This window comes from Biomaibacter acetigenes, assembly GCF_003691585.1.
Classification (GTDB): Bacteria; Bacillota; Thermosediminibacteria; order Thermosediminibacterales; family Tepidanaerobacteraceae; genus Biomaibacter; species Biomaibacter acetigenes.
Window position 1 is genome coordinate 2,171,047 of record NZ_CP033169.1, and the last position, 12,765, is coordinate 2,183,811.

General features: G+C 43.1%; 9 protein-coding genes. All 9 read right to left on the reverse strand.

What is annotated here, in order from left to right; translation table 11 throughout:
- Positions 1–7: 7 nt before the first annotated feature.
- Positions 8–1,528, reverse strand: coding sequence for an FAD-binding protein (locus tag D2962_RS11140; protein ID WP_120765792.1), 1,521 nt, complete (start codon positions 1,526–1,528; stop codon positions 8–10).
- A gap of 17 nt (positions 1,529–1,545) precedes the next feature.
- A complete protein-coding gene (locus D2962_RS11145) occupies positions 1,546–3,504 on the reverse strand; it encodes a TRAP transporter permease (RefSeq protein WP_222927514.1) in 1,959 nt (652 codons plus the stop codon).
- 117 nt (positions 3,505–3,621) lie between these two features.
- The gene (locus D2962_RS11150) at positions 3,622–4,707 is read right to left on the reverse strand and encodes a TAXI family TRAP transporter solute-binding subunit (RefSeq protein ID WP_122015007.1); all 1,086 of its coding nucleotides are present in this window, start codon (positions 4,705–4,707) and stop codon (positions 3,622–3,624) included.
- A 263-nt stretch (positions 4,708–4,970) separates the two neighbouring features.
- Positions 4,971–6,131 carry an iron-containing alcohol dehydrogenase gene (locus D2962_RS11155; protein ID WP_120765790.1) on the reverse strand — a complete coding sequence of 387 codons (1,161 nt, stop codon included), beginning with the start codon at positions 6,129–6,131 and terminating at the stop codon, positions 4,971–4,973.
- A 17-nt stretch (positions 6,132–6,148) separates the two neighbouring features.
- Complete coding sequence (dapA, locus tag D2962_RS11160; protein WP_120765789.1) at positions 6,149–7,024, reverse strand: 4-hydroxy-tetrahydrodipicolinate synthase; 876 nt, start codon at positions 7,022–7,024, stop codon at positions 6,149–6,151.
- Positions 7,025–7,067: 43 nt separating this feature from the next.
- A complete protein-coding gene (gene pdxA / locus D2962_RS11165) occupies positions 7,068–8,102 on the reverse strand; it encodes a 4-hydroxythreonine-4-phosphate dehydrogenase PdxA (RefSeq protein WP_122015008.1) in 1,035 nt (344 codons plus the stop codon).
- Complete coding sequence (locus D2962_RS11170) at positions 8,099–9,367, reverse strand: four-carbon acid sugar kinase family protein (RefSeq protein WP_122015009.1); 1,269 nt, start codon at positions 9,365–9,367, stop codon at positions 8,099–8,101. The genes pdxA and D2962_RS11170 overlap by 4 nt, the downstream gene beginning before the upstream one ends.
- A 209-nt stretch (positions 9,368–9,576) precedes the next feature.
- Positions 9,577–11,469 carry a sigma 54-interacting transcriptional regulator gene (locus D2962_RS11175; protein WP_122015010.1) on the reverse strand — a complete coding sequence of 631 codons (1,893 nt, stop codon included), beginning with the start codon at positions 11,467–11,469 and terminating at the stop codon, positions 9,577–9,579.
- Positions 11,470–11,511: 42 nt separating this feature from the next.
- Positions 11,512–12,654: a pyridoxal-phosphate-dependent aminotransferase family protein gene (locus tag D2962_RS11180; RefSeq protein WP_122015779.1), complete on the reverse strand. Its 1,143-nt coding sequence runs from the start codon at positions 12,652–12,654 to the stop codon at positions 11,512–11,514.
- Positions 12,655–12,765: the final 111 nt, after the last annotated feature.

The following is a 12,765-nucleotide window of genomic DNA, read 5'->3' on the forward strand; positions in this document are numbered from 1 at the left end:
AATTTATTCATATAATGATTTCTTTCGCGAATTCTTCTTTCATATCCGGGTAATCAATTCTCATATGTGTTCCACGGCTTTCCTTCCTGAGCAGGGCAGCCCGAACCATAAGCAGTATGGAAACAACTATTTGATGAGTCTCCGTATCCTTTTTCACTTCATTTTTATCTGAAAGCTCCGTCAGGATTCCAAGAGCCCTCTCAAGATCCATACCTTTTCTGTATATTCCCAATACATTTACCGCGAGTTCTCTGACCTGTGGAACATATTTTTCAAATATGCTCCTATCCTCCGAATAATCTACAGGAAATTCTCTTAATGCCGTTTCGTTATTCTTTTTCGCAATACTCTCTGCGCATAAAAGGCCCGATAAAGTTGCCTGGCTTGCAGCATTTCCCGCACAGCGGCATGCACCGTGCACGCCACCGCATGCTTCGCCCACAGCATAAAATCCTTCTATTGTAGACTCATAATCCTCATTTACGTAAATGCCGCCTGAAAAACTATGCGCCATTGGGCCAACCTCAATCAATTCCCTGTTTGGATCTACACCATTTTCCATTAATCTGTTGTAAAACCATGGATATGTTTTCAAAACTTCGGGAGAAATGTGCCTTAAATCTACAAAAACGCCTCCGTGAGGTGAACCCTTGCCGTTTTCAACCTGCTTCCATATTTCCCTGTTTATTAAAGTTTTTGGGGACCCCGCCTCGCCTTGAGGCCTTACTTTCAGCATAAAACGTTCTCCTTCAGAGTTAAGAAGGTATGCGCCTTCACCCAGCATTGCAGTGGGGCATGGTTCGCCAACTGCTCCCTTCGGGCTAATTACAACCATCGGTTCGTATTCCAAAAATTCAATATCTACCAGTTTGGCACCAGCCTCCCAGGCAATAGCAAGGGTATTTCCCTTTACGTCAGGAGGATAGGTTGATTTTCCAAAGAGGTTTCCCGCTCCACCCCAGGCAGCTACTATTGTCGGCGAATAAACATTGTAAAGGCTTCCATCATCTTCTTTTACTGTAATTCCATAAACCCTTCCGTTTTCCGTCAGAACCTTTACACACTCACACCCAAAATGAAATTCAACTCCATTATTATCCAATTTTTTAACCATTTTTCTTATAATCTGTGCGCCTATCAACTCTGTAGTGCAGCAAAGAGAGCGGGGATTGGTATGGCCTGAAAGATGGCGAAGCTTGATAGAACCATCCTTTTCTTTTGCAAATTCTATATCCCATCTTCTCAAAAGTTCGTAACCTCTTAATGTATTTGCTGTCATTTCTTTAACCAGTCTTTCATTGTTTATTTCATAACCCGCACGCATCATATCTTCAAAATACCGTTCGGGTGTATCTCCATACTTGTTTTCGGGCAAAACAAAATTAATTGCAGCAACATATGGTGTAGCACCATAAGATTTTGCGTATATAGCAACTCCTCTTATTCCCAACTCACATAGTCTTGCCGCCGTCGCAAAGGCGGCAAGACCCGATCCGATAATTATTACATTATATTTATTGCCTCTCATCGCATCACCTTATAATTTTAGTTTGCAATTGATCCTGCAAGTGCTGCTTTTCTATCTTTTCTGGCCTTGATATAGAGTATAGCCCCTACTACTGCAGCAGCCGCTATTCCTATTACAGTTGTAATTGTTTCAGGAATTATAATCAGCACTGCTATGGCAAACATAAGGATTCTCTGCCAAGCATAATCCAAAGTTACAAAGAAGTATCCCGAAACAGCACCCGCCAGGTAAATAACACCTATGGCCATCAAAACAGTAGTGGTAATTATGCTTGTAACGCTACCGATCAGCAATATTGATGGCTGGTATACAAATACATACGGTACCAAAAAAGAAACAGTTGCATAGATAAAGGCTTTCCATCCTGTATTCCACGAATTTCCGCCCGCAATGCCTGCCGCAGTAAATGAGGCAAGGCATACGGGGGGAGTAATCTGGGCAATGACACCAAAGTAGAATATAAACATATTTGCCGGCAGTACAGGAACACCTAATTTTACAATTGTCGGGCAGAACAATACAACCGCTATCAGGTAAGCCGCCACCGTAGGCAGAGCCATTCCAAGTATCAGGCAACCAACCATTGCTATTAAGAGCGCAAACAGAAGATTAGACATCCCTAAAGCAGCTATAATGCTTGTCAATTTATTTGCAAAACCCGACCGCACCACAATGCCTATCATTATCCCGCAGGCTGCCGTGGGAACTGCAACGCCTGCTGCCTGCTTTATGCCGTCCAGAATACTATCTATAAAGCGGTTCAAATTCATACGGGTTTCAGCCCTGAACATACTGACAATCACGGACAGCAACGTACCGATCAACGCCGCACGGGTTAACGATTCCCCCATGAATATCATAACGACAAGTGCCAAAATGGGAATCAATTGATAAAGCCTTGGTATTATGGGCGGGCAGGTATATTTAAGCTCCTCTTTACCTTTATTTGCAAGCTGTTTCTTTTTAGCAAGGAAATGCACCAGCATGAATTCAGACAAATAATATGCCAGAGCCGGTATCAATGCTGCCAAAGCTATTCTTGTATAACTTACTCCGATCATTTCTGCCATGATGAAGGCGCCGACGCCCATAATAGGCGGCATAATCTGTCCACCAGTGGATGAAACCGATTCAATTGCGCCAGCTTCTTCAGGAGTATAGCCTGCTTTTTTCATAAGAGGAATTGTAAAAACACCCGTACCCGTAACGTTAGCAACGGCACTTCCACTCACCATTCCCATTAAGGCGCTGGAAACAACGGCGGCCTTCGCAGGCCCTCCAACGGTCTTATCGCTCATTTTCATGCCCAGATCAATTAGTACCTGACCACCGCCGCATCTTGCAAAAAATGCTCCAAATACCAGAAAATAGAATAATGTACTGACGGATGTTCCAAGCGGAGTACCCAATATACCATCCGGAGAAAGGGTAAGCATCTCACCGAATTGCTTCCATGTCATACCGGCGTATTTTAACGGTTCAGGAACAAGCTGACCAAGGAAGGCATAAGCGATGAAAACAAGAATGAATATATACAGATTCATGCCCAATGCCCTTCGAACCGCTTCCATAACTGCAATAAGCAAAAAATATGCAACAAACAAATCAATGGGAAGCATCGGGTCTACCATCATTACTCTTACTGCAAGGCGGTTTACATTCGTAACGAAATAAACAAATGTAATTGCAAGCCCTGTCAAAAAAGCAAAATCCAAAATCCAAAGCCATTTCTTTCTGTACTGTTCAGCCAGAGGTTTGAATAAAAAGGTTATAGCCAATGCAAGGCATAGATGTGTGGGTATAGTTATCCTGTAGTCAAGCGGCTTTATTGCACCTATATAAACCTGAAACGCCAAAAATATTACTGACAGTGTTATAACCGTGCCAAGCCTGAATTTTGACATCTTCGGCTTTCCACTTGCTTCTTTTTCCGCTTCGATTGCTTTGTCCACCATTTTTTTTATAAAATCGCTCATTCGGCCACCCCATTTTTTTTAATGAAATGGAAACCTAAGTTTAATTAAAGGTTTCCATTTCATTTTTTCACATGTTTCTATCAATATTCAGTAAATTTCAGTCTTACACCAGGCGTACTATTTCATGTAGCCAACTTCTTTGTAGTATTTTTCTGCACCCGGATGAAGCGGAACTCCGCCAACCTTTTCCGGCATCCACGCAGTAGTGGGATCGAACGGTGTCAAGGAACTGAACTGGTTCGATATAACATCTTTAATCTCGCACAAGCCTTTTGTAAGGGCGTATGCTACATCATCGGGCATATCTTTTGAAACAAAGACGCAATCAGGCGTACCTGGCCATACAATATCCTTGTCCATGCCTTTCCATGTTCCCTTTTTATACGTTATGCGCTCAAAACCCTGTGATTCAAAGAACGTGAGCATATCTTCCCCAAACTGTACAAATGTTACATCATTTGTCATGGCATCCTGAGTCACATCAGAGGACTGGGCTGATGTATGGTTCATTATCATATCTATCTTTCCATCTTTCAGCATGTCGGACAATTGTGAACCACCGGCCTGAATTACGTCCCCGCCCCATTTTTTGATATCATCATATGTTACGCCGAGGCTCTTTAGTGCAAGGCTTGCGCACCATTCATCCATTGACCCCTTGGGGCTGGTCCCTATCCGGATTGGGATTTTCTTTGCTACAACCTCTTCCAGAGTAGTAACTCCATACTTTTTGCAGAAAGCAGTTGAGAAATAAGTTACCGCAGCTACATTCGTAAGATGGCCGGCAATGGCTCTGTAGCTTTGCGTAGGCGGCTTGCCAAGGGTTCCTTCGTTCCATGCCGCTTTTGCAGGAGCACCGTTTGCAAATGCAATATCCGCTGTCTTGCTTTCAAAAAGGTAAGGCGCACCCATACCTCCAGGAGATATTGGCTGAACATCTATGCTGGAACCATCCGGAAGGTAATCTTTCAGCATTGTAGCCATTGCGGATACAATGGTATATGAGTTTGAACCAACAGAGTCTGTCGCCCATACCAGGCGGACTGGTTCTCCAGCTTTATCTGCCGATGCTGAAGACTCAGTTGTTGATGGTGCCGATGTTGTCGTATCATTAGTCTGTTGGTTTTTATTGCCGCAGCCGGTTACCGATACTATCATAAGAATCAGCAATATTAATGCAATAGTCTTGTGAACTTTAATCATTTTTAATTTTTCCTCCCTTGTAAATTAATAGATAAACTTAATTCTGGTCTCTATACATGTCTCTATAACTTATTAGCTCAAACCTTCACCTCCTTATCCGTAATTTTCTGATATTATTGTAATTATCTGTAAATTGGCTCATATTAACTTTCTTCAAGAGCTTCCATTCCCGGCTTATACAGTTCATGCGACAATACAATGTTATACAAGGATTTTGACTCCCTTCTTTTAAATCAGTTTGCAAATAACTTAACGATTGTTTTCTACAATATATTTTTATATATCTTCCTCATGTCCTCCTTGCTCAGCTTCTTGGGATTATTGTCTAGAAGTCTTGTAACTTTGGATGCGCTTTCCACTATCTCGTCAAGTTCGCTTTCGGATATTTTCATTTCTTTAAGCGGCGACTTGATATTCAAATCTTCTATCAAATCGTACAGGCTCTCCACCATTTTTTGCGCAGCCTGTTCGCCCGAAAGGCCGTCTACTTCGATTCCCATAGCTATGGCCATATCCCTATATTTTTCTATTGCGGCATCCATGTTGAATTCCATGACATAGGGCAGCAGTATTGCATTGGATAGTCCGTGGGGAATCCTATACATGCTTCCGAGAGGATATGACAGCGCATGTACGGCAGCGGTCCCGGAAGCCGCTATGCATACTCCGCCGTAAAAAGAACCTATGAGCATGTCATGCCTTGCATCGATATCTTCACCGCTATTATAGGCTCTGCAGATGCTTCCTGAAATTAGTTTAATTGCCCGCAGTGCGAAAGTGTCGCTGAAGGGATTTGCTTTAAGCGATATATAGCATTCCATAGCGTGTATCAGTGCATCCATGCCGGTGTTTGCCGTGATGGCTGGCGGCAGTTTTACTGTCATGCTCGGGTCCAGGATCACGTAGTCGGGTATCAACTTGCTGCTTACTATGCCGACTTTAAGCTTTTCCTCAGGCACAAGCACGATTGCGTTGGGCGTGGCTTCCGAACCCGTCCCCGCTGTGGTTGGAATCATCAGCTTGGGCACGCCCTTATTTGCTACCTTGTCAGTCCCAAGTATTTCTCTAACACTGCCGCCATTCGTCATAAGCACGGATATGATTTTTGCCGCATCCATGGAGCTTCCGCCGCCTATTCCAATTACCATCTGAAAATCTGCGCCGCTTATGCTTTTGAACATTTCATCAATCTGCGAGGCTTCCGGTTCGGGAGGCGTATTGTCGATTATTTCAACCTTGCAGCCGCAAGACCTCAGTATTTCTGCCGGCCTTTCCACCAGGCCTGCATTCCATACGCCTTTATCCGTTATGATTAATACTCTTTCCGCCTTTTCTTCCGCAATAATGCTCTTCAGCCCTTCAATACTGTCAATGCCGGCTATCACCTTTCCAGGGCTTTTCAGTGAATATGTTCCTTTAATCATTTTTAATTCACTTCCTGTTATTTGTATAGTTTTAATACTTTTTCAAGCTCTTCGTCTATCTTCGGATTGAGCCCGCTTACCGGCCTCCTTGCCGGCCCTACATTGTATCCCAAAAGATTCATAGCTCTTTTCACGACTGAATTGGGGTTGCCCATTTTCATGACATCCCTGAACGGCCTCAATTTTTTCTGCAGTTCGTTGGCCTTTTTAATTTCTCCCTTTTGCCAGAGCCTGTATATTTCAACCAAAAGTTCCGGGAACAGATTTGCGGTTCCCGCTATGGCCCCATTTCCTCCTGCAAGAAGCGTCCACAGAATGAGAGAATCGTTTCCCGAAAGCACCGACAACCTGTCATCCGTATCTTCGATATATCTCAATGTGTTGTCAAAGTTGCCGCTGCTGTCTTTAATGCCCACTATGTTCTGATACTTTGAAAGTCTGGCGACTGTCTTGTAGTCAATGTTGTTGCCCGTCCTGGCAGGAATATTGTAAAGAACAATGGGCAAATCGACGGATTGTGCTATTGCGGCAAAGTAATCGTATATATCATCTTGAGAAACAGCAACATAATAAGGAGATAAGATGGAAAGGGCGTCAACTCCAAGCTCTTTTGCTTTTATAGAAAGATCCACTGTTTCTTTCGTGCTGATGCACCCTGTCCCCGCATATACCGGCACTCTCCCTCTGGTTTCCTCCACCACTACTTTAATTACCTTTAACTTTTCCTCGGTTGTCAAAGCGTAAAACTCTCCATTTGTGCCCAGGCAGAATATTCCATGAATGCCGCTCGATATCATTCTATTTATTTGAGCGCGCAATTCTTTTTCGTTTATTTCCTCATCTTCTGTCATGGGAGTAATTATCGGAACAATTATCCCTTCCGGTTTTAACATTTCATCGCCTACCCTTCATGATTAATCTGCTTGAAGATAAATTTTATTTCAATTTAAATTTCACTTTTGCCATCCTGATCGCCATTTCAATGGCATCCACCAGGCTTTCTTCATTGGCTCTTCCTTCTCCTGCTTTGCCGAAGGCTGTGCCGTGGTCTACGGATGTGCGAATGATCGGCAGACCAAGAGTACAGTTAATTCCGCTTACAGACGTGTATTTATTGGTAGCAAGATCCAGTTTAAAGCCTGTCAATTTTACAGGGATATGGCCCTGGTCATGATACATCGCCACAACTATATCATACTGGCCTGCCAGCGCTTTAACAAATACGGTGTCAGGCGGAACTGGCCCATCTGCGTTTATCCCCTGACTTTTTGCCTTTTCGATGGCCGGCTTAATTGCTGTCTGTTCCTCCGTGCCAAAGAGGCCGTTTTCGGAACTATGGGCGTTCAATCCTGCAACGCCAATGCGGGGGCTTTCAATACCCATCATTTTCATAGCGTCATATGCCAGGTTAATGACTTTATAGACTCTTTCTTCGGTTATCAAATCACACGCTTTGCGCATAGAAACATGGGTGGTGACATGTACGACTTTTAAACTGCCGCTAGCCAGCATCATGGCATAGTCTTTTGTCCCTGTCAAGTCCGCAAATATTTCCGTATGCCCGGAATAGTGGTAACCCGCCATATTAATCGATTCCTTATTAATCGGCCCGGTAACCACAGCGTGAATCTTGTTTTCCAGAGCAAGCTCTATGCCTTTTTTTACATAATTAAATGCTGCCTTGCCGGCCAAAGCACTCACTTTTTTATACTCCCAGCTTCTGGGAGCCAAAAAATTAAGATTTAGATATTCGATGGTTCCAAATTCTCCTCTGGCCCGATTTATTTCTTTTATTTCATTGAGTCCCAGGTTTAGTTTTGTAAATTGATTGGCATCTTTCAGAGCCTCAAAATCTCCTATAATGACGGGTACGCATTTTTCATAAATTTGCTTTTTCGCCAGGGCTTTTACAGCTATCTCCGGCCCTATTCCCGCAGGGTCGCCCATTGTTATTCCGATTATTGGCTTCATTTCAACTTTTCTCCTCCCGTGTTTATATAATTTGCTATATTTATAAATGAATCTTTATCTCCGAATCCTCCTGCTTTTGTAACTACATGCAAACCGTCAAATTCTCCTCCGATAAGCCTACCGACAGGTATGCCCGGCAATATCTCATTTTCCAGTATTATTCCTTTTGCCTCCATGGCGTCAAAAACATTTATCGCTACATCGCCGCCCGTTACAACCAGGGCTTTAATCAACTTATCGGAAACAATATTTTTTGCCACAACACCAAAGCTCTTTGCGACTTTTTTGGCGTTTTCCGATGAAATCTCCTGGTTATAAATTTCTTTTTGGCTTTTCAGCAAGCTGTCGATTGCCACTACAACGATCTTGCCTTCATGCAATGCTTTTTTCGTTTCATCTGTGACCCTGTTCAATTCTTCATCGTTTTTCCCTTTGATTATTTCTTCAGAATTCATTTCTACAACTTTCACCGAGCTGAAAGCGGTAAACGTTTTAATCTGTTCAGCAGTCACCATATTGCGCGTTCCTGCCAGAAATAATATCGGCTTTCCACCGGGATATTGACGATACTCCTTCACCATATCCCACATCAGGGGGATGCAGCTCGCCAAACCCGCAGACCCCGCAATCACGGATCGTGTCGCATAATCTTTGACGGCAATGGCTATATTCATCAGATCATCATTTGTCACTGCATCTATTACAAATATCTGTTTTTTCAATTTCCTCAGTTCATCGATTTTTTGTTTTAAATTGGATGCGCCTTTTCTCACGTCTTCGATTTCTATTAAAGAAAGCGGCTTATCTTTTTTATTTTTAAATATATCCGGCACAAAACCTATGGGATGAAAATTGTTCTTATTTTTTCCCGGATTCTTCTGTATGTATAGATAGCCGTTTTCCACTTTCCTTCCATTGGCGGGAAACGATGGAACTATGAATGCCATATCAAACCCCAATTCGTCCAGCATTGCTTCGATTTCGACATCGGGCTGGCCGCGCAGAGTGGAATCTATTTTTTTATAGTACAACTTAAAATTCATATCGCGCAAAGTCCGAACTATATCTTTTACCCTTGAATAGGCCACTTCTCTATCGATATTGCGCGTCCCGGCATTAATGGAAACGATATCGAAGTCGAAAGTTAAATCTTTAATAGTCAGATAATTGAAGACGACTGCTGTGGATATTCCGAACTTACTGAATTGGACACCTGTGTCTGTCGCTCCCGTAAGATCGTCGGCAATGATGCAAAGTTTTTCCATTAACTTATCACCTGTTTGCTTAATATAATTGAGGAATGTAAATTTTTGAAACTGTTGCCTTAATTCTATTTATATCAATTCATGTCGCTATATTTTTTAGCAATTATCATGCCAGGTGTAAAACAGGGCTATGATTTGTTTATTTCAAAAAAAATGTTGCAAATTACAATAGAACATATTGTAATTTGCAACATTTGATGTATTTTGCATCACTGCGTCAAACCTGATTCCTTAATCTTTCTCCAGATGGTGGTCCTATCCACGCCCAGGAGCCTGGCCGCCTCGGAAATATTGTTCCGTGTCTTTGCCAGCGCCTCTCTTATGGCCATGATTTCTATTTCTTTTAATGTGAAGTTGCCTTTAAAAATATCCCGGGATATAGCATCGTTTTGCTTTGCGGCTTGATTTGAAATCCCTAAATCAGCTTCTTTGATATATTCGCTCTCGGCAAAGGCCACAGCCCGTTCTATGACGCCTTTTAATTCCCTGACATTTCCGGAATAATCCAGATTCATAAGTAAATCCCGGGCTTTTTGTGTTATTCCATTTACCTTCTTGCCGAGTCTTGACGAATATTTCTCAACAAATAAATCAACCAGCAGCGGTATATCCTCTTTCCTTTCCCTCAGAGGCGGAATAATCAGCTTTAATACATTCAATCTGTAAAACAGATCCCGCCGGAAGGCGCCTTTTTCTATATCTTCCTCGAGGTTTCTATTGGTGGAAGCTATTATCCTGACATCCACCGGAATCACTCTATCATCGCCAATCCTCATAACTTCCTTTTCCTGAATAACCCTGAGCAGTCTCGACTGAAGATTCAGGGGCATGTCCCCTATTTCATCAAGAAAGATTGTGCCCATGTGAGCCATTTCAAAAAGGCCGATTTTCCCTCCCCGGCGGGCGCCGGTAAAAGCTCCTTCTGCGTAGCCGAAGAGTTCGCTTTCGAGCAGATTCTCTGGAAGGGCGGCGCAATTTATAGCCACAAAAGGCCCTTTCGCCCTGGGGCTTTCATTGTGGATGCTGTGGGCGAAAAGTTCTTTCCCCGTGCCCGTCTCTCCCAGGATAAGGACCGTCGTGGAATCAAGTTCGGCATATTTTCTTGCCCTGCAAATCAGATCCTCCATTATCCGGCTTTTGTGAACGATATCCTTAAAACTGTATTTGGCCACCAGGCCTTTTTGGTGCAGTTCCCTCCTGATTTTTTGCTCCATCTTTTGTATCTGGGTCACATCCTGAAAAGTAGCCACCGCGCCTTTTACTTCGCCGTCAACTATAATCGGGACCCGATTTGTGGCAATCACCACATTCCCCACCCGCTGCAGTTCTCCCAGCTGGGGCTCGCCGCTTTTTAAAACCTCCGGGAGTTTAGTGGTTTCCACCACTTCGGATACATGTTTGCCCACGGGATTGTCGCTCTTATTGAAAATCTCCCCTGCCGTTTTATTAAAAATCGTAATATAACCTTTCTCGTCCACCGCAATTATTCCGTCGTGGATGAAATCCATGATTACTTTAAATCTTTCTGCTCGGGCCCTTTCTTCCCTTCGTATTTCGAGCACCCTTCGGGCTTCATAGATGGCCGACAATACGGCTTCTTTCCCCGACTCTATGAGTCTACCTCTAAAACCCATGCTTTTTACCGTCTTTATACCAATGGTATCCCCTACGAATTCTCTCACGCCTTTCGATGCCACTTCATATACCTGTCTGGGAGCCTCTTCTTCGTTCTTGAAAATCACACGTATTAAATCAAGCCCCAGCACATCAATCAAAGTATCTATCCCAAAAACCACATTTTCATATCCCACTATTCCAATGGGGCCCCTGTAATCCAGCAGGTCTTTTAAAGCCCTTAAAATGTCAAAGGCGCTCACCTGAATCTCAATAACGGGTATATTCACCACATTTTTTATAGACTGATATGTGCCTCCCCGGCTTATTATGACTTCCACACCCTTTTCTTCGGCGCGCTTTGCAATATTTGACCCATCACTCAGATTCCCCTGAATTACATCCACCTGAAGGCCGTGCTCCATAACCACCTCTTTAGCTGTTTTTTCCAGTTCTTCATACGGCGCTATCAATAAGATATTATTCATAACCCTTGCCTAAAGGCTTTCACCCCATGTATGATTTAAAAATCACAGCTTTTCTGAAAAAGTTCTGCTGATGGAGGCCGGCAGTGGATATTGGAAATCCTTTAAAGCAAGTTCGAAAGCCCTGAAAAATCTAAATAGCTTTTCTTCTCTGGCATTTTCTCCCATGTGGCCTATGCGCCATACTTTACCTGATAGTTTTCCCCAGCTGCCTGCTATCATCACACCGTATTTAACCCAGAGATGCTTCCTGAATATCTCATCATCTATTTCCCCGGGAATATAAAAGGCGGTCACGGTATTGGCCTCGGCTCCTTCTTTGGGAAACATCTTAAAACCTGCATCTTTTAGAGCATCCCTCACAGCATTAGCTATGCGGGCATGTCGGATATAGATATTTTCACTCTCTTCTAAAACTACATCTGCCGCTTCTGAAAGGCCGTATATATCCGATATGGGCTGCGTATACGGGAATACCCTGTCTTTGTACCACATTTGCTTCCATTTTAGAAGATTGGTGTAAAACCCGGGTACGGGTGTCTTTCTTTCTTCCATACAGTTCCATGCATCTTTGCTTATGGAAAGAAAAGTTAGCCCCGGAGATGCCGAAAGGCATTTCTGGGAACCACCCAGGACTATGTCTATACCCCAATCGTCGGTCCTGATCTCCTGACCTGCAATTGACGATACGGCATCCACCACTGTAATGATGCCTGCTTCTTTTAAAACCGGACATATTTCTTCAATGGGATTTATCATTCCTGCCGGCGTCTCGCAATGGACTACCGTAGCAAGCTTGAAACCATTGTTTTTCGTCAGAAACTTTTTTGCATCGTCAACGGTAAAAGCATCATCATATTCTTTTCTTAAATAAACAACTTCCGCCCCATATAATTCAGCAAACTCTCCAAAACCCTCACCAAAAACACCGTTGGCAAGGCACAGCACCCTGTCTCCCGGTTCTATCAGTGATGCCATGGCTGCATCTAACCCCAGGATCCCCTCTCCGCTTAGTATCAATACATCATTTTTGGTCTTTAGGATCTTTTTTAGCTTATCACACGTCTTATCATAGAAATCAAAAAAGTCCGGGTCAAGGTCCGGATTTGTTATGGGCCTTGCCATAGCCATCCTCACCCGCTCATTAACTTCCGTGGGGCCCGGTGTTATTATAAGTCCGTTCTTAATACCCATTTTGATTGCCTCCAGAAGGAAATTTTTTTGATTTTTGTACATACAATATATATATTAGTATACAATATTTGTAGATTTTTTAAAGAGACACTAAATAAACTTTTG